We start from the raw sequence: 18613 nt of genomic DNA on the forward strand, positions 1-18613 counted from the left end.
ATTCGTGTTCGTTCGCGGATTGTTCCCGCAGCCAACCTCGCCTATAAGGTCCATCCCGCCGTGCCCCGGGTGGATGAGGAGCTTATCGTCATGATCGACCCTAAAACCGCCAAGCGGGGCCTTGCGCTGGTTTTCACGACGCTTTTGCTCGACATCATCGGCTTCGGCATCATCATGCCGGTGCTGCCGGCCTATCTTGAGGAACTGAGCGGCGTCAGCGTCAGCGAGGCCGCGATCGAGGGCGGCTGGCTGTTCTTCGTCTATGCGGCGATGCAGTTCTTCTTCGCGCCGATCATCGGCGGGTTGAGCGACCGCTTCGGGCGCCGGCCGGTCCTGCTTGCCTCAGTGCTGACCTTCTCGATCGACAATCTGATCTGCGCCATCGCCTGGTCCTATCCGATGCTGTTCATCGGCCGCGTGCTCGCGGGTATTTCCGGCGCCAGCTATTCGACGACGTCCGCTTTCGTAGCCGACATCTCAAACGACGAGAACCGGTCGAAGAATTTCGGTCTGCTCGGCATCGCCTTTGGCGTCGGCTTCGTCATCGGCCCGGTGCTGGGCGGGGTGCTCGGCACCTTCGGGCCGCGCGTGCCGTTCTATTTCGCCGCCGGGCTCGCTTTGGTCAATTTCCTGATCGCGATGGTCTTCCTCCCGGAGACGCTGGACGAAAAACACCGCCGCCGCTTCGACTGGAAGCGCGCCAATCCCGTCGGCACGCTCATGCAGATGCGCAATTATCCGGGCATCGGCTGGATCGGGCTGGTGTTCTTCCTGATGACGCTCGGCCACATGATGTATCCGGCGGTGTGGTCGTTCGTGTCCAATTACCGCTACGGCTGGAACCAGCAGCAGATCGGGTTCTCGCTCGGCGTTTTCGGACTGTGCGGAGCGATCGTCATGGCGACGGTGCTGCCCCGCGTCATCCCGAAGCTCGGCGAATGGAAGACGGCGGCGATCGGGCTGACCTTCACCGCGCTCAGCGCCTTCGGCTATGCGTTCTCGACGCAAGGCTGGATGATCTATGCGGTGATCGTAGCCGGCTGCCTGGAATCGCTGGCGGACCCGCCGCTCAGGAGCCTCGCCGCCGCCAAGGTGCCGCCTTCGGCGCAGGGCGAATTGCAGGGCGCGATGACCTCGATCTTCTCGATCACCTCGATCGTCACGCCGCTGCTCTACACGGCGATCTTTTCCTGGTTCACCGGACCGAGCGCGCCGGTCGTGTTCGGCGGCGCGCCCTATGTGCTCGGCGCGATTTTCCTGACGCTGGCGGTCATCGTCTTTGTGACGAAGGTAGCCAAGCCGACGCCGAAGGAAGTCGAGCGCATGCACGCGCAGGAAGCGGCGCATACGCAGGAAGCAGCAACCGACGCTGCTTGAAGCTTAGTGTGTTTCACCGTTTCGCGGAAACGGTGAAACACACTAACTCTTTGTTTTTACACAATTCCGGACGGAAAACCGCTCACACTTTTCCTGGAATTGCTCTAGGCTGGCTGCGGTTTGAGCTAGGCCCGTTCCGCCAGCGCTTCCTCGCCGCGCCGTTCGCGGATCAGGTTGACGAAGCGGCGGAAGAGGTAGTGCGAATCCTGTGGGCCGGGCGAGGCCTCGGGATGATGCTGGACCGAGAACACCGGACGGCCGGTCAGCGCGATGCCGCAGTTGGAGCCGTCGAAGAGCGAGACATGGGTTTCCTCGACGCCTTCGGGCAGCGAGTCGGCATCGACGGCGAAGCCGTGGTTCATCGAGACGATCTCGACCTTGCCGGTGGTGTGGTCCTTGACCGGATGATTGGCGCCGTGGTGGCCCTGATGCATCTTTTCGGTCTTGCCGCCGAGCGCCAGCGCCAGCATCTGATGGCCGAGGCAGATGCCGAACACCGGAATGTCGGTCTTCAAGAGGTTCTGGATCACCGGCACGGCATATTCGCCGGTCGCTTCCGGATCGCCGGGGCCGTTCGACAGGAAGATGCCATCGGGCTGCATGGCCAGGATCTCGTCGGCGTCGGTCTTGGCCGGGACGACGGTGACCTTGGCGCCGAGGCCAGCCAGCAGGCGCAGGATGTTGCGCTTGACGCCATAGTCGATGGCCACGACATGCATCGACGGCACGCCCCGCTCGCCATAGCCCTGGTTCCAGACCCAGGGCGTCTCGCGCCACACCGAGGACTGGCCGGACGTCACTTCCTTGGCGAGATCGAGGCCGATCAGGCCCGACCATGCCGCTGCCTGCCGCTTCAGCTCCTCGATGTCGAAAACGCCGTCGGGCGCATGCGCGATGACGGCATTGGGCATGCCCTTCTCGCGGATCAGCACGGTCAGCGCGCGGGTGTCGATGCCGGACAGCGCGACAATGCCGCGCCGCTTCAGCCACTGGTCGAGATGGCCGGCGGCGCGATAGTTTGACGGGTCGGTGACATTGGCCTTGAAGATGGCGCCGACGGCGCCCGCGCGGGCCGCCGGATGCAAGTCCTCGATGTCCTCGTCATTGGTGCCGACATTGCCGATATGCGGGAAGGTGAAGGTGACGATCTGGCCGGCGTAGGAGGGATCGGTGAGGATCTCCTCGTAACCGGTCAGCGCCGTGTTGAAGCACACTTCCGCGACGGCCGATCCGGTGGCGCCAAGACCGCGGCCCTCGATCACTGTGCCGTCGGCGAGCACCAGAAGGGCGGTCGGCTTTTCGGTGGCCCAGGGGGCGGTGGTCGTGGCCATGGCGGCACTCCTGTCAAGCGCTGCGACTGACCAACGGGACCACTCGCGCAGCAAAGCGCGCGAAGCAGGATTTCCCAGCCTCCGCGCGTCAACTCATTGTCTCATGCAGGACCGAGTACATAGGCGAAGGCACCCGAACGGTCAATGCGGACGCCGCCAGCCAGCCCTGTTTTCCATTCGTCCAGCAATATCAGCGGCTTGCCGGGATTTGCGTCACGCGGCCGGCAAAGCTATTGTCCGCCGCATTCGAAGGAGAAGCACGATGCGCGAGAAAATCGCCGAATCCATGAAGAGCGCGATGAAGGCGCAGGACAAGCACCGCCTGCCGACGCTGCGGCTGATTCAGGCCGCCATCCACGACCGCGATATCGCCAATCGCGGCGCCGGTAAGCCTCCAGCGAGCGAGGAGGAGATCCTGCAAATCCTCGCCAAGATGGTGAAGCAGCGCGAGGAATCGGCCAAGGCCTTCGAGGACGGCAAGCGGCCGGAACTGGCGGCGCAGGAACGCGGCGAGATGGAGATCATCCGCGAATTCCTGCCGACGCAGCTCGACGACGCGGCGATCACGGCCGCGGCGCGCGAGGCGATCGCGGCGACAGGCGCCGCCAGCCAGAAGGACATGGGCAAGGTGATCGGCGCGCTGAAGCAGAAATATGCGGGCCAGATGGACTTCGCCAAGGCGAGCGCCATCATTAAGGGGCTGCTGCAGTAAGCGGCAGCCTCACAACGTTTCGCCGTTTCAGGGAACCGGCGAACCGCTCTATCTCTCTGCTTTTTCGCTCTCTGTTTTTTCGCAATTCCGGACGGAAACCATTAGACACTTTTACTGGAATTGCCTCAGTCCTTGCAGATCGGCACCGGCTGCGGCGGTGGCGCCGGATGGTCCTTCTTGTATTGCGCGATGATCGGCTCCAGCATCTTCTTCGGCCAGAACTTTGGAGTGCCGATCTCCTTCAGGCAGGAGGCGTTCCAATAGGCTCCCGCGGCTGAGAGCGCCTGGCCGCCGGACTTGGCGCGCGCAACGGCGGCGATGTCGCGCGATTCCGGGTAGATGTAGAGCGTCGTCGGGCTGTTCTTCACCATCGGAATGATCTGCTCGGCATCGGCCGGCGACCAGCTGGTGCAGCCATTGCTGCGGCCGCCGGCATAATTCACCAGCTTGCCGTAGGGCACAAAGCCGTCGTGGTCGGCGTAAGAGCTTTGCGGGTTCTTGCGCATGCACAAGCTCTTCAGGATCGCCGCCGGATGCCCGCCGATGACGCGTTGCCTGGCGTTCGCCGTCTCGCCTTCGCCGTCGAACTGGATGAAGCTGCGCATGAACACGGCGTTCTGGGCGCCGACGCGATAATAGCCCTTGAACGAGGTCTTGGTCTCCGCCGTCATATAGGCGCCGCCCGCCGTCAGCTCGGAATCCATCGCGTTGCCGAAGTTCTTCGCGCAGCGCCTGCCGTTGGAGAAATCGGCGACGCCTTTCAGGTTGCGGCCGCCGCCATGGCCCGAGGAAACCGCGCGGAACAGCTGCTTGGCTTCGCAGATGATGTAGTAGCGCTGGCCGAGCACGCTGCTGCCCAAGTCGCCGGGGCGCGTCGCATCCATGGCGAAATAGCAGGGGTTGCTGACCGAACCGTCGCTGACTTTCTTCTGGTAGAGCGCGCGCGCCCGCTCCAGCACAACCTCAGAGATCTGGCCCTCGCCGTCGCCGACATGGCGCTGCAGCCAATCGGGAATGGTCGACGGCCGCAAGGCGGCAAATGAGCTGACCGATGCCGTCAGCGCGGCCAGGATTGCGACAAGGCAAAAGATGGCCACACCCGGCGGAACAGATCTCAACCGCACCGTTTTGCCCCTCCTGTCGAAATGTCTCGTACCCGTGAATCACGCTGGACTAATCATAGAAGGTCTCGCATCCATCGGCGAAACACTTCTAGTTTAGCGACGCCTTTTGGAGGTCGGATTTTCCGTCCGCTTCGATTGAGCTATCATCTGATTCCCGGCGCGCCCACGCCTCCTCCCTCCATCGGGAAGCATCGTTCATGCAGGGCAGTCCATCACCCAACCAACTGTTCGAGCGCCAGGCATAAGGAGGGGTTGTCGAGACTGCTCGCGGCAGGAGGTTTCTCGATGCGGCTTTCCGCACCCGTCTATCATCTGAAACGCCAGGCGAGGCTCCTGTCCCGCCGGGAAAATGTTCCCCTTCATGAGGCCCTTGACCGCATTGCCGCCAAGGAAGGCTTTGGCAACTGGAGCCTGCTTGCGGCCAAAGTCGCCGAAACCGCGCCCGGCGACAAGCTGCTGGAGCGGCTTGTGCCCGGCGATATGGTCCTCGTGGCGGCGCGGCCAGGCCAGGGCAAGACGCTGATGAGCCTCGAACTCGCGGTGGCGACGATGAGGCAAGGCAATCGCGCCGTGTTCTTCACCCTGGAATACACGCATGCCGACATCCTCGACCGGTTCCGGGACATCGGCGCCGACCCTGCCGGTTTCGACCACCTGTTCGAGTTCGACAATTCCGACGCCATCTGCGCGGCCTACATCATCGAGAGGTTGCAATTCGCGCCGCGCGGCACGCTGGCGGTCGTCGACTATCTACAATTGCTCGACCAGAAGCGGGACAATCCCGAGCTCATGGTCCAGATCGGCGCCTTGAGGTCGTTCGCTCGGAAACGTGAACTGGTGTTGGTATTCATCTCGCAGATCGACAGATCATACGATTCCGCCCGGAAGCCGTTCCCGGATACGGGCGATATCCGGCTGCCGAACCCGCTCGACCTGTCGCTGTTCGACAAGGCCTGTTTCCTCAACAAGGGCGAAATCCGGTTCCAGGCGACTTGAGGGCGATCCGCGCCGCCGTTATGCCGATCTCGACAGGAACGAACATGATCGAAATCGTCAAACCCGCGCTCGAACATTTGCCATCCTACAAGGTGGCGTTGGAGCGCGGCTGGTCGCCCGACAATGTGCGGCTTCTGGAAGCGACGCGCGAGCAGCTTGTGGCGATCGAGAAAGATCCCGTCGAATTTCTCGCCAGCCTAGACGACCCCGAGGCCAAGGGGCCGCCCATCACCTTGCCCGACGGCACGACCGTGCCGCGCCTGCCCGGCTTCCGGCGCTGGATTTGGGATGGCGAGGCTGCCGGCTCCATAGGGCTGCGCTGGCAAAGAGGCACATCGGCGCTGCCGCCGCACGTGCTTGGCCATATAGGCTATGCGGTGGTGCCGTGGAAAGAGGGGCGCGGTTACGCCACCGAAGCGTTGCGGCTGATGCTTGACGAGGCGAGGGCAGTGGGCCTGGACTATGTCGAGATCACCACGGACCTCGACAATCTTGCATCCCAGAAGGTAACCCTCGCCAATGGCGGCATCCTTGTCGGGCGCTTCATCAAGGTCGCCGCCTATGGTGGCGTGGAAAACCTCAAATATCGGATCGATCTTTAGATCGAAGCGGTTGGGCGGTCACTCGCCGGGCCTGGCCAGCCTTCCTTCTTCGGCCTTGTGGTAGAACTGGCTTGCCACGAGCCAGCCTTTGAGCGGCCTGAGCGGCGGGATGCAGGTAGCGAGAACGATCGGGATCGAAACGAAGGCGTGGAACCACATGGAGGGCTCGAACGTCACCTGCGCCCAGACGGCGAACAGCACCGAAGGCACACAGGCAAAGCAGATGACGAAGAAGGCCGGGCCATCGGCGGGATCGGCAAAGGAATAGTCGAGCCCGCAGACATCGCATTTCGGCGCCAGTTTCAGGAAACCGTCGAACAGGTGGCCTTCACCGCAACGCGGACAGCGGCCGCGGATTCCCACCTGCCAAGGCACCAGGGGTGGATAATGCGCATGGTCTTCCATGATCGTCGCTCCAGTGGATCTCGCGTGAGGCCAGACTGGCCTTGAGATCTCGGTTGCATACATATATCATTCTTGTATGCAGACAATGCGACAAAATGTATGGATAGGCGACAAGTGACCGGTGAAAGCGATATCAGCTGGTTTCCGGTTCTCGAGACAGGGCCGCGACCGGTCTATTTGAAGATCGTCGATGCCCTGGCGGATGCCCGCTCGAACGGCCGCTTGCAGCCGGGCGACAGGTTGCCGCCGCAACGGGAGCTTGCCCGGCTGCTCGGGGTCGACCTTACGACCGTCACGCGGGCGTTTTCCGAAGCCCGACGCAGGAACCTGATCGACGCGACGGCTGGCCGGGGCACCTTCGTCACGCCGGGCGAACCGGAAGAGCCCGTCCTCGATCTCAGCATGAACATCCCGCCGGCGCCCGCAGGCCTCAACCTGCCGGGACTGATCCGGACAGGTGTCGAAGGGCTGCTCAAGCGCTCCAGCGCGGAAGCGCTGCTTTCCTATCATCCCGGCCCGGGCTCGCCGGCGGAGCGCGCCGCCGGTTCATCATGGCTTGCCGCAGCGGGAGACAGGCTGCCGGTCGACAGGGTCGTTGTCGGCTCGGGCGCGCAGGCGCTGCTCACGGCCGTCGTGCTGGCAGAAACGCGCGAGGGCGACACGATCCTTGCCGATGCGCTGACCTATCCCGGGCTGATCGCGCTGGCCGGGACCACACGGCGCAAACTCGCCGCTGTCGGAAACGATGATGAAGGCATGCGGCCGGACGATCTCGAAGAGGCGGCGCGACGGCATGGCACCCGTGTCCTCTACCTCAACCCGACGCTGCAAAATCCGACCGCATCCGTCATGCCCGAAGGTAGGCGGCGGGAACTCGCCCGCATGGCCGACAAGCTCGGGCTGACCATCGTCGAGGACGATCCCTATAGAAGGCTGCTCGGCACGCCGCCGCCGGCCTTTCTGCCCCTGGCGCCCGAACGAACCTTCCATGTCGCGACATTGGCGAAATGCATCTCGCCGTTCCTGCGAACGGCCTTCCTGGCGGCGCCTGATCCGCAAGCCGCCGAGCGGGTCGCGGCAGCGATACGCGGCACCACCATGATGGCGCCGCCGCTGATGACGGGCCTTGCCTGCGAGTGGCTGCGAAGCGGCCTTGCCGGGGAGATTACTGCCGCCGTGCGCGCCGAAGCGCAGGCCAGGCAAGAGATCGCACGCAACATCCTGCCCAAGGGCTTTGCGGCATCGGAGACCGGCCTGCATCTGTGGTATCCGCTGGAGAGCCGGTTGCGCTCGGCCGAACTCGCCGACATCGCCCGCCGCCGGGGGTTGGCCATCAGCCCCGCGGAAGAGTTTGCTGTCGGGCCGGACTTTGCCAATGGCTTGCGCCTGGCGCTGGGCGCCACCCCCAACCGCGAGCGGCTGAAGGAAGGCCTGCAAAGCTTGGCGTCCATCCTTTCGGGAGCGTCAGGCTTCTCACGACCGAAGGTCTGACGCCCGCTATTCAGCCGCCGCGGGCAGCGGCGGCGTCGCGCGGCTGCGCCATTCCCAGGCTTGCGAGCCGACAGCCACCACCACCGCCACCAGCATGGCCAGGGCGCCGGCCAGAGGCAGGCTGCGATAGCCGTAGCCGGCATTGAGCATCGCAGCACCCAGCGACGCGGCAAGCGCGATGCCGACATTGAAGCCGGACGGGATCAGCGCGGAAGCGAGGTTGGAGGCATCGGCCGTCCAGGCCAGGATGCGTGTCTGGATCGGCGCGCCGATGGCAAAGTTGAGACCGCCCCAGATGACGATGGCGACGATCATCGGTACCGGGTAGGGGCTGACAAGATGGATGACGCCGAGCGCTACTGCCTGCAGGGCGAGCATGACGATGAGCGAGGGCATCAGCTTCCAGTCGGCGAGCTTGCCACCGACCAGGACGCCGATCGTAGCGCCGACGCCGTTGAGCAAGAGCACCCATGGGACCAGGCTCTCGTCGAGGCCGGTCACTTCGAGCAGCATCGGCGTGATATAGGTGAACAGCGCGAACTGGCCGATCATCAGCATCAGCATCAGGATCAGCGAGGTCCAGACCTGCTGGCGGCCGAGTACACGAACCTCGCGCGCCAGGCCGGCTGGCCGGTTCGCGGCGCCCGCTGTGCGCGGGAGCAGCGCCAGCATGGCGAGGATCGCGACGAGGCCGAGCGCGCCCATCACCCAGAAGGTCGCGCGCCAGCCCCACAGGCTGCCGATCGCGGTGCCGGCGGGCACGCCGATGACGTTGGAACCGTCAATCCTGAGAGAATGATCGCGACCGCCCGGCCGCGCTGGTCCTCGCGCACCAGGCTGACCGCGACCACCATAGCGACACCGAAATAGCAGCCATGCGCTACGGCGGTTGCGATGCGCAGCAGAAGCATCGCGGTGAAATCGGGCGCCAGCGCGCAGGCAACCTGGCCGAGAGTGAAGGCGACGGTCAGTCCGATCAGCAGCGTCTTGCGTGAGACTTTGCCGGTGGCCAGCGCCAGCAGAGGGCCGCCGATGGCGATGCCGCAGGCATAGCCGGAGACGAGATAGCCGGCGGTCGGCACCGAAACGCCGAGGCCCTGCGCCACCTCCGGCAGCACGCCGGCGATGACGAATTCGGTGGTGCCGAAGGCGAAGGCGGCAAGGAAAAGGGCAATCAGCGGCAGCATGATTCAAAACATATGCGAGGTATACACGCCTCAAACCACGCCTTGACGGGCGCGGCAATGCAGAAATTGTCGACGCCGCTTTAGCTTTTCTTGAGCGTAGGGCTAGCTGGCCTTCAGTCGCGAGCCGCCGAGCAGGCCGCGCTCCTCGAGCACCGGATAGGCGATCGAGGCCAGCAGCGAGTTGATCTGCTTCAGGTCGCGGATGGTGTCGAGATGGATCGAGCTTGTCTCGACGCTCTTGGCGGTGCCTTCGCGCAGGCGAAGGAAATGGCTGGCGCTGGTTTCCTTCTCGCGCTCGCGCAAAAGATCCTTTTCCAACACCAGCTGGCGCGCGGTCTCGGGGTCGCGCGAGACCAGCACGTTGAAGGCAAGCCGCGCGTTGGCGAGCACGGAGGAGTGGAAGGCGCAAAGCTCCTGCCAGCCTTCCGGCGTGAACTCCAGGCCACGCTCCAGCTTCTTCCTGACATGCACCAGCATGTTGCGCACGATGATGTCGCCGACCTGCTCCAGCTTGACGCAGGCGCCGATCAGTTCCTGGCAACGCAATGCCTCGTCCTCGGTCAGCGGATTCCTGGTGATCTTGGCGAGATAGAGCTTGATCGCGGCGTGCTTCCTGTCGACGCGGTCGTCGAGCGCGGCAAGCGCCTTGATCTTGTCGCTGTCGGCATCCTCGTAAAGCTCGATGATGCGCTTCAACATGATCTCGACCGTCTCGCAGACCCGCACCACCTCGCGAGTCGCGTTGGCCAGCGCCTGGCTCGGCGTGTCGAGAGCGCTTTCGTTCAGCGCCGAAAGCTCAATGACGTCGAGCGCCGCCGCCGGGTCCGGCTTGGCGCCGACAGCCACGATCTTCTCGGAAACGCGGTAGACAAGACCGGCAAGCGGCAGGCCGGCGAGCAGGATAACCACATTGAACAGGATGTGCGCGTTTACGATCTGGTCGGGCACCGTGGCGCCAAGGAAGCCGATCGGCGGCTTCACCGTCATGAACAAGATCAGCATCAACAGCGACCCCATGCCGCGCATCAAGAGGTTACCGATCGGCACGACGCGGATGCCCGGATCAGCATTGCGGGTGAGCAAGGGCGCGATAACGGAGGAACCGAGATTGACGCCAAGCACCAGCACGATGCCGAGCTCCGGAGGGATGAAGCCGCGCCCCGCCAGCGTCACCAGAAGCAGCACGGCGGCGATCGAGGAATGGAAGAGCCAGGTGACCAGTGCCGCGAGCAGATAGGCGGTGACGAAATCGCCGGAGAAATAGCTGATGATCAGCGGCATCAGCGAGCTCTGGCGCAACGGTTCCGACGCCTGCCCGATCATCTCCAGCGACAGGATCAAGAGGCCGATGCCGATTAGGATACGGCCCAACTGCCGCCAGTCGCGCCGCTCCGTGGCCATGAACATGACCGTTCCCGCGATCAGGCAGAGCGGCACCAGCAGCGTCAGATCGAAGGTGAGCAGCTTGACCACCAGCGCCGAACCGATCTCGGCACCGCGCACTGCCAATTGCCCGGCGGCGCCCGAAACGATGCCGGCGCCGGCGAAGGAGCCGACCAGCAGCGTCACCGCGGTTGAGCTCTGCAGCGCGATGGACAGCCCGCATCCGGCCAGCACCGCCATGATCGGGTTGCGCATGGTGGCGCGCAGCCTGTGGCGCAGCACGTCGCCATAGGCGCGCTCGACGCCAGTCTTCACCATACGGGTGGCGAACAGCATCAGCGCCACCGCGCCGGCAAGGTGCAGCAGGACGACGGAGCCGCTCACAGCCGACCCCGCGGGGTGGCTCCGGCGGCGCGGAGAGAGGTACGAATCTTAGCCATATCGAGGCCTGGAAATACACCAATTAAGATTAGCCGGGTAATAGATTTTGTGATGCGACGATCGTCTCGGCTCGACGGACCATGTCGGAAATGAACGGAGGAAGCATTGGTTGCATGCGTCTCGCGGCGGCGTTTCGCCGGAATGAAGCGTTGCTCGGCCGCAAGGCCGAGCGCGATCCGAACCGTTGTTGAGGTAGTCGGCGCAAGCATTGGAAATCATTACAGAATTGTAATTCTAGCGTTCAGTTTCGGTTCATCCGTTGGCGGTTACTCCTCCGTCTATCGACAACAAGGAGTACCGACCATGAAGCGTCTCATATTGTCCGCCGTCACCGCCTCGATGCTGGCCGCCTCGGCCCTCTCCGGCCAGGCCGCGCCTCTCGCCCAGCCGGGCGCGCCGCAGCCGAACTACACCCAGGTCGACTGGCAGAAGCCCGGCAGGCATGTCGACAAACGGGTCGTGAAGAAGAAGGTCGTCGTGAAGCGCAGCCATTGGCGCAACGGCCAGAAATATTCGAACTGGAAGCGCCACCAGCCGGTCCGCGACTGGAACCGCTACGGCCTGCGCCGTCCCGGGCCCGGCCAGGAGTGGATCCGCGTCGGCAACGACTATGTGCTGGTCAGCATCCTGTCCGGCATCATCTTCGGCGCGATCGCCGCGCAGTAATCCGCAACAATCGGTATGCGGAAAGAAGGCGGCCGCCCCGGCCGCCTTCTTTTAGTCTGTGAAAAGCGGGTACGATGCGCCGGACAGAGTCGCCGCGCCCGGGCGGCTTGATTATATGGAGGGCAAACGAGTTTCCCGATGCGCTTTCCACCCGCCTTCCTCGACGAGATACGCGACCGCGTGCCGATTTCATCGGTGATCGGCACGCGTGTCGCGTGGGACAGGAAGAAGACCAACGCGTCGCGCGGCGACTATTGGGCCTGCTGCCCGTTCCATGGCGAGAAAAGCCCGTCCTTCCACTGCGAGGACAAGAAGGGCCGCTACCACTGCTTCGGCTGTTCGGTGTCGGGCGATCACTTCAAGTTCCTCACCGAGCTCGACGGCATGAGCTTCCCGGAGGCGGTCGAGAAGATCGCCGAGATGGCCGGCGTGCCGATGCCGGTGCGCGACGCTCAGGAAGAACGGCGCGAGAAGGAACGCGCCAGCCTGACCGACGTCATGGAGATGGCGACCCTCTTCTTCCAGGAGCGGCTGCAGAGCGCCGACGGTGCCAAGGCCCGCGCCTATCTGCGCGACCGCGGGTTGACGCCCGCGACGCAGCAATCCTTCCGGCTGGGCTATGCGCTCGACAGCCGCAATGCGCTCAAGGAGCATCTTGCCGCCAAGGGCGTGCCGAAGGCCGATATCGAGGCCTGCGGGCTGGTACGGCATGGCGACGATATCCCGGTCTCCTATGACTGGTTCCGCGATCGCATCATGTTCCCGATCCCGGATTCGCGCGGCAAGATCATCGCCTTCGGCGGGCGGGCGCTGGCGCCCGATGCCTTGGCCAAATACATGAACTCGCCGGAGACGGAGCTCTTCCACAAGGGCAACGTGCTCTACAATTTCGCTCGTGCCCGCAAGGCACTCGCCAAGGGCGGCACGGTGATCGCGGTCGAAGGCTATATGGACGTCATCGCGCTGGCGCAGGCCGGCTTCGAGAATGCCGTGGCGCCGCTCGGCACGGCGCTCACCGAAAACCAGCTCGAGCTTCTGTGGCGCATGGCGCCGGAGCCGGTGTTGTGCTTCGACGGCGACAAGGCCGGGTTGAAAGCGGCATGGCGCGCCGCGGATCTGGCCCTGCCTTCGGTGCAGGCAGGACGCTCGGCACGCTTTGCGCTGCTGCCGGAAGGCAAGGACCCCGATGATCTGGTCAAGGCCGATGGGCCGGACGCGTTCCGGGGGGTGCTGGCGGAGGCGCGGCCGCTTGTCGATCTCCTGTGGATGCGGGAGACCGCCGGCGGCGTCTTCGAAACGCCGGAACGTCGCGCCGAGCTGGGAAAGAGGCTGAATGAGCTCGCCAGTCGTATCCGCGACGAGAGTGTGCGCTACGAATATCAACAGGTGATGCGCGAACGGGTGCGGAGCTTTTTCGGCACCCAGCGCGACACCAGGCAGGGTCGCCAGGATGGCGGCCGGCCGGGGGAACGCGGCCAGGGCAAGGCCGCGGCGCCCGGCGGGCAGTTCGCCAAGGGCGGAAGCGGCCGCATCGCGATCACCGAAAGCCTTGGACAGTCGGCGCTGGTCAAGCGCGGCGGCGAAGGCATGTCTGTTCGCGAGGCGACGATCATCGTGGCGCTGGTCAACCATCCGGCGCTGATCGACGAGAATTTCGCGCATGTCGAATTCCTCGACCTTGCCAATTCTGATCTGCGCAAGCTCCACGCGGCCATCCTCGACGCCATGGCGCATGACGCGGCCGACGAGCGCGGCGCGGTCATCGCCACCATCGAGCGCGCCGGATGCGGCGGCATCTGGGAGCGGGCGGTGGAACTGATCAAGCGCGCACGGCAATGGCCGGCGCTGGAGACCGCCGCGCTCGACGATGCCCGCGACGCCTTCAACCAGGCGATGCACTTGCAGCGCAGCGCCCGCACCTTACATAGAGAGCTGAAACAGGCGCAGGCGGCGCTCGATGCAGACCCTTCGGACGAAAATTTCCGGCATCTCGTCGAGATTCAAGCGCAATTCAACGATGTGCAGGCAACGGAAGCGCTGATCGAAGGGTTCGGCGTTTCGTCGGGCAGGGTTGGCCGCGTTTAGGGCCGAACACCACCCATTGGAAGTGAAGTGGAAATGCGTAGCGCGTCGAATCGACGCCTCTAAGTCGGGTAATTGATTCGCTTTTTTCATGCGAATCATGCCAGAGGCGCTTGACCTTCTGGCAGATTGGCGGAATCAGGACGATTCGAAACGTTAACCGTGCCCCGGCGTCGGCGGGAAATTTGAGCGATGTGAGGTGCCGGTGACGGCTGGACAGGCAAAATGCCTGCTCCAGATATCAGGGTTAATCTGGACTTAATGCATGTCGCCCAAAAGTGAAAACCGGTTTGGGGCAAACGAGATGCACAAAACAAAAGAGATGACGCGGTTGCCGGACCGGTAAAAAGCATTCCGGTACGAGCACATCCGGCGTAACCGGTCCGACAGTTTACGCGGCCTCGATATTGGGCCGCTTGGAGACGACAAAGAATGGCGACAAAGGAAAAGGAAGAGGTCGAGACCGAACGCGAAGGCGCCACCGATGGCCCTCTGCTCGACCTTTCCGACGATGCTGTCAAGAAGATGATCAAGGCCGCGAAGAAACGCGGCTATGTCACGCTCGACGAGCTCAACGCGGTGCTGCCCTCGGAAGAGACGGATCCGGACCGCATCGAAGACATCAATGCGATGCTCAGTGACATGGGCATCAACGTCGTCGAGGATGACGAGCAGGGCGAAGAGGCCGAGGCCGAGCCTGCCGGCGACAGCGAGGAAGACGCCAACGAGCTTGCCGAGCAGACCGGCACCGCCGTGGCCGCCACGACGACCAAGAAAGAGCCGACCGATCGCACCGACGACCCGGTGCGCATGTATCTGCGCGAGATGGGCTCGGTCGAGCTTCTGTCGCGCGAGGGCGAAATCGCTATCGCAAAGCGTATCGAGGCCGGTCGCGAGACGATGATCGCGGGTCTGTGCGAAAGCCCGCTGACCTTCCAGGCCATCATTATCTGGCGCGACGAGCTCAACGAATCGAAGATCCTGCTGCGCGAGATCATCGACCTCGAAGCGACCTATGCCGGCCCCGAGGCCAAGCAGGCGCCCGTCGTCGAACGCGTCGAGGAAGCGCCTAAGCCCGAAGAGAAGCCGCGCGGCCGCGCGGCGGCACGCGAGGAAGAAGACGACATCACCAATGTCGGCAGCGACACGCGCGGGCTGGAGGAAGAGGAAGACGACGAGGACGAGGCGAGCCTGTCGCTGGCCGCGATGGAAGCGGAACTGCGCCCGCAGGTGATGGAGACGCTCGACGTCATCGCCGACACCTACAAGAAGCTGCGCAAGCTGCAGGACCAGCAGGTCGAGAATCGCCTCGCCGCCGCCGGCACGCTGTCACCCAGCCAGGACCGCAGGCTCAAGGAACTGAAGGACCAGCTGATCAAGGCGGTGAAGTCGCTGTCGCTCAATGCCGCGCGCATCGAGGCGCTGGTCGAGCAGCTCTACGACATCAACAAGCGCCTGGTGCAGAACGAGGGCAAGCTTCTGCGTCTGGCCGAGAGCTATGGCGTGCGCCGCGAGGAATTCCTCAAGGAGTATCAAGGCTCGGAGCTCGATCCGAACTGGACCCGCTCGATCGCCAACCTGACCTCGCGCGGCTGGAAGGAATTCACCAAGAACGAGAAGGACACGATCAAGGAGCTGCGCGCCGAGATCCAGAACCTCGCCACCGAAACGGCGATCTCGATCCTGGAATTCCGCAAGATCGTGAACCAGGTGCAGAAGGGCGAGCGCGAGGCCGCGATCGCCAAGAAGGAAATGGTCGAGGCGAACCTGCGTCTCGTCATCTCGATCGCCAAGAAATACACCAACCGCGGCCTGCAGTTCCTGGACCTCATCCAGGAAGGCAATATCGGCCTGATGAAGGCGGTCGATAAGTTCGAATACCGCCGCGGCTACAAGTTCTCGACCTATGCCACCTGGTGGATCCGGCAGGCCATCACCCGCTCGATCGCCGACCAGGCGCGCACCATCCGTATTCCGGTGCATATGATCGAGACGATCAACAAGATCGTGCGCACCTCGCGCCAGATGCTGCACGAGATCGGCCGCGAGCCGACGCCGGAGGAACTGGCGGAAAAGCTCGCCATGCCGCTGGAAAAGGTGCGCAAGGTCTTGAAGATCGCCAAGGAGCCGATCTCGCTCGAAACCCCCGTGGGCGACGAGGAGGATTCGCATCTTGGCGATTTCATCGAGGACAAGATGGCGATCCTGCCGATCGACGCCGCGATCCAGGCCAATCTGCGCGAGACGACGACGCGCGTGCTGGCCTCGCTGACGCCGCGCGAGGAGCGCGTCCTGCGTATGCGCTTCGGCATCGGCATGAACACCGACCACACGCTGGAAGAAGTCGGCCAGCAGTTCTCGGTGACGCGCGAACGCATCCGCCAGATCGAAGCCAAGGCGCTGCGCAAGCTCAAGCATCCGAGCCGGTCGCGCAAGCTGAGAAGCTTCCTCGACAGCTGAATTAAGCACTCGTGGGAGAGACGGTGGCCAAATATCCACGTCGTCTTCTCCCACGGGTATTTCTCTTCTGTCTGTTCGGCTTTGCATTCCACCTGTGGGTTTTGCTTGGGGCCTTGATTTTCGGCCATCCTTTTGTGCCGTCGCAAGCCTATGTCAGCAGCCACGATATGATCGCGAAATCGGTAGCCATACTGGTTGGCTGCCTGATGTTGTTTTTTTGCTGTCGGAAGTTTGCTAAGGATTTCCAGAGCCCGGACTTATCCACCAAGACCTTCCTTGTTTCCGGCTTCGGTATCCTTGTCGTGCCTCTCATTTTTGGGGGTTTTTGCCCGGGCAGTTGTTCTCACTGCATACCCGCTGTGGCTGGCGGCGGTGGTGGGCGGAGACACGCAACTTGAATTTTCCATCAGAGATACAACGGGGTCATCAATGCGCTGCCCGCGCATGGTCAATCTCGCGGACATGCCGATGATGACTGGCACTCTATGCGATGTCCCGGAAGCTGTTCGCAGGACGCTTTATCCGGGCATGAGGGTCTTGTTGACCGGACGCGGCACGGTGAACGGGCTTTTTGCGGCGAGAATTGACGTCGCTCCTAACGGGCCGGTTTTGCCTGGCGAGGGTTGGCTTCGCTGACGCTGCGTTTCCGGTTACCGCGCATGCCGCCTTGCCGGGTTTGCCCGACAGGAGGATAATTCCGGGGTCGGATGCATTTGTGGGCGACAAGCCGGATGCCCGCCCCGGCGCCGGTCGTAACGGCGTCGCGCTCCGTGGCTCCTGTGGGAGGTGTGCCATGACAACCTACATCGTGCTCATCAACTGGACCGAGCAGGGCGCCCGGAATGTGCGGGAGTCGCCGAAACGGCTCGATGCGGCCAAGAAGCTGCTGGGGGAAATGGGCGGATCGTTCAAGTCATTCTACCTGACGATGGGCGAATGCGACATGGTCGCCATCGTCGAAGCCCCGGACGACGCGGTGCTCGCCCGCTTCGCGCTGCTGCTGTCGTCGGGCGGCAATGTCAAGACGCGGACATTGAAGGCGTTTCCGGAATTCGCCTATCGCGAGATCATCAGTTCGCTCGGGTAGGCGGCTGAAGCCGGGACCGGCGCGGCTGTTGCGAAGCCGCGCCGCATTCCCGATAGTCGCGCCATGCCCAAGCCTTTGCTGACCGTCTGGTACAACACGCGCTGCCCGGTGTGCGACGCCGGCATCAATCGCCAGAGGCGGCGGCTCATCGAGGCGGTCAGGGCGGGCCGCGTCGCATTCCGCGACATCAATTTCGAACCCGAAGCCCTTTCAGCCTTCGGCGCCTCGCTCGAGGATATCCGCCGGCGCCTGCACGCGACCGATAGCGAAGGCCGGCTGCTGGTCGGCGCCGACGTGGCGATCGCGGTCTGGCGGCTCACGCCGGGCGAGGGGTGGCTGGCGAGCCTGTTCGGCAACGTGGCAACGCTGCCTTTGACGCGTATCGCCTATGACCGTTTCGCCGACCTTCTCTATGCCTGGAACCGGCGCAAGGGCCGCTGGTAGGCCGCAACTCCACCTTCCGAACTGAAGCGTTATGCCGGGGGCCTTGGCGCATCCTGCGATACATCGTAAGATATATCTTGACTCAACGAGGAGCGTGCCTTACTTGAGATGTATCGTAAGATATACTCAAGGAGCAATTCATGCACAGACACGACCATTCCGGGCACCATTTCGGCGAGCGCATGTTCATGCATATGGCCGGCAGATTCGGTGGCAAATTTGGTGGCAGAAGAGGCGGCGGTTTCGGTCCGTTTGGGGGCAGGGGCGGCGGCCGCGGCCCGGGCGACATGTTCCGCGCCGGCCGGATGCTCGCCGACGGCGATCTCAAGCTGATCACGCTGTCGCTGCTGGCCGATGCGCCACGCCACGGCTACGACATTATCAAGGCGCTGGAAGAGCGCACCAGCGGCGTCTACAGCCCGAGCCCGGGCGTGGTCTATCCGACGCTGACCTTCCTGGAAGAGGCGGGCTACGCGGTGTCGTCCAGCGAGGGCAACAAGAAGGTGTTTTCGATCACCGAGGCCGGCAAGGCGCATCTCGAGGAGAACCGCGAGATGATCGACGGCGTGCTCGACCATCTCGAGCGCTTCGGTCGCAAGATGGCGGCGGCGCGCGAATGGTTCGGCTGGGGCGACGACAAGGACGAGGGGCGCCGCGGCCGTTCGGAAAAGCGCGACCAGTTCCGCGCGCTGCGACACCGCCTGCGCGCCGCGCTCGGCGACATCGCCGACGCGCCGGAAGACAAGCAGGCCGAGGCGATCAGCATCCTGGAAGATGCCGCCGAGGCGATCGAGGCCCTGGCTCGTCGCTAGCCCATGTGTGACT

At 63.7% G+C, this 18613-nt stretch carries 16 protein-coding genes and 1 pseudogene; 12 read left to right on the forward strand and 5 right to left on the reverse strand.

Going from position 1 to position 18613, the window contains the following annotated elements; translation table 11 throughout:
* Positions 1–90: 90 nt before the first annotated feature.
* Positions 91–1377: a TCR/Tet family MFS transporter gene (locus EN862_RS04395; protein ID WP_127864602.1), complete on the forward strand. Its 1287-nt coding sequence runs from the start codon at positions 91–93 to the stop codon at positions 1375–1377.
* 125 nt (positions 1378–1502) lie between these two features.
* Here EN862_RS04395 and carA read toward each other — a convergent pair whose 3' ends face one another.
* On the reverse strand, positions 1503–2708 hold the full coding sequence (gene carA / locus EN862_RS04400) for a glutamine-hydrolyzing carbamoyl-phosphate synthase small subunit (RefSeq protein WP_127864603.1): 1206 nt from the start codon (positions 2706–2708) through the stop codon (positions 1503–1505).
* Positions 2709–2970: 262 nt separating this feature from the next.
* On the opposite strand from carA, the gene EN862_RS04405 reads away from it, so the two are divergent.
* The gene (locus tag EN862_RS04405) at positions 2971–3420 is read left to right on the forward strand and encodes a GatB/YqeY domain-containing protein (protein ID WP_112126870.1); all 450 of its coding nucleotides are present in this window, start codon (positions 2971–2973) and stop codon (positions 3418–3420) included.
* A gap of 125 nt (positions 3421–3545) precedes the next feature.
* On the opposite strand, the gene EN862_RS04410 is transcribed toward EN862_RS04405, so the two are convergent.
* A complete protein-coding gene (locus EN862_RS04410) occupies positions 3546–4544 on the reverse strand; it encodes a hypothetical protein (RefSeq protein WP_127864604.1) in 999 nt (332 codons plus the stop codon).
* Positions 4545–4829: 285 nt separating this feature from the next.
* Between EN862_RS04410 and EN862_RS04415 the strand changes: the two genes are divergently transcribed.
* Together EN862_RS04415 and EN862_RS04420 are read left to right on the forward strand one after the other, a co-directional pair.
* Positions 4830–5540 carry a DNA helicase gene (locus EN862_RS04415; protein ID WP_127864605.1) on the forward strand — a complete coding sequence of 237 codons (711 nt, stop codon included), beginning with the start codon at positions 4830–4832 and terminating at the stop codon, positions 5538–5540.
* Positions 5541–5584: 44 nt separating this feature from the next.
* Positions 5585–6142 (forward strand): GNAT family N-acetyltransferase, encoded by a 558-nt coding sequence (locus tag EN862_RS04420; protein ID WP_127864606.1) that lies wholly within the window; start codon positions 5585–5587, stop codon positions 6140–6142.
* Positions 6143–6160: 18 nt separating this feature from the next.
* On the opposite strand, the gene EN862_RS04425 is transcribed toward EN862_RS04420, so the two are convergent.
* The gene (locus EN862_RS04425; RefSeq protein ID WP_127864607.1) at positions 6161–6547 is read right to left on the reverse strand and encodes a DUF983 domain-containing protein; all 387 of its coding nucleotides are present in this window, start codon (positions 6545–6547) and stop codon (positions 6161–6163) included.
* Between the two features lie 114 nt (positions 6548–6661).
* On the opposite strand from EN862_RS04425, the gene EN862_RS04430 reads away from it, so the two are divergent.
* The gene (locus EN862_RS04430; protein ID WP_245519495.1) at positions 6662–8038 is read left to right on the forward strand and encodes a PLP-dependent aminotransferase family protein; all 1377 of its coding nucleotides are present in this window, start codon (positions 6662–6664) and stop codon (positions 8036–8038) included.
* 6 nt (positions 8039–8044) lie between these two features.
* Here the strand turns inward: EN862_RS04430 and EN862_RS37500 are convergent.
* Positions 8045–9228 (reverse strand): annotated as a pseudogene (locus EN862_RS37500) (MFS transporter).
* A 99-nt stretch (positions 9229–9327) separates the two neighbouring features.
* Positions 9328–10992, reverse strand: coding sequence for a Na/Pi cotransporter family protein (locus tag EN862_RS04440; protein WP_127864609.1), 1665 nt, complete (start codon positions 10990–10992; stop codon positions 9328–9330).
* Between the two features lie 360 nt (positions 10993–11352).
* On the opposite strand from EN862_RS04440, the gene EN862_RS04445 reads away from it, so the two are divergent.
* The 7 genes from EN862_RS04445 to EN862_RS04475 all read left to right on the forward strand — a co-directional run bounded on the left by EN862_RS04445 (position 11353) and on the right by EN862_RS04475 (position 18600).
* Positions 11353–11715: an RcnB family protein gene (locus EN862_RS04445; RefSeq protein ID WP_127864610.1), complete on the forward strand. Its 363-nt coding sequence runs from the start codon at positions 11353–11355 to the stop codon at positions 11713–11715.
* Positions 11716–11853: 138 nt separating this feature from the next.
* Positions 11854–13800 carry a DNA primase gene (gene dnaG, locus EN862_RS04450; RefSeq protein WP_127864611.1) on the forward strand — a complete coding sequence of 649 codons (1947 nt, stop codon included), beginning with the start codon at positions 11854–11856 and terminating at the stop codon, positions 13798–13800.
* 429 nt (positions 13801–14229) lie between these two features.
* The gene (gene rpoD, locus EN862_RS04455; RefSeq protein WP_127864612.1) at positions 14230–16257 is read left to right on the forward strand and encodes an RNA polymerase sigma factor RpoD; all 2028 of its coding nucleotides are present in this window, start codon (positions 14230–14232) and stop codon (positions 16255–16257) included.
* Positions 16258–16280: 23 nt separating this feature from the next.
* Positions 16281–16655, forward strand: a complete 375-nt coding sequence (locus tag EN862_RS04460) for a hypothetical protein (protein WP_127864613.1) — start codon at positions 16281–16283, stop codon at positions 16653–16655.
* Between the two features lie 395 nt (positions 16656–17050).
* Positions 17051–17344, forward strand: a complete 294-nt coding sequence (locus EN862_RS04465; RefSeq protein ID WP_127864614.1) for a GYD domain-containing protein — start codon at positions 17051–17053, stop codon at positions 17342–17344.
* A gap of 63 nt (positions 17345–17407) precedes the next feature.
* Positions 17408–17788, forward strand: a complete 381-nt coding sequence (locus tag EN862_RS04470) for a DCC1-like thiol-disulfide oxidoreductase family protein (RefSeq protein WP_189400943.1) — start codon at positions 17408–17410, stop codon at positions 17786–17788.
* 140 nt (positions 17789–17928) lie between these two features.
* On the forward strand, positions 17929–18600 hold the full coding sequence (locus EN862_RS04475) for a PadR family transcriptional regulator (protein ID WP_127864615.1): 672 nt from the start codon (positions 17929–17931) through the stop codon (positions 18598–18600).
* Positions 18601–18613: the final 13 nt, after the last annotated feature.

Source organism: Mesorhizobium sp. M2E.F.Ca.ET.219.01.1.1 (assembly GCF_004016445.2).
Classification (GTDB): Bacteria; Pseudomonadota; Alphaproteobacteria; order Rhizobiales; family Rhizobiaceae; genus Mesorhizobium.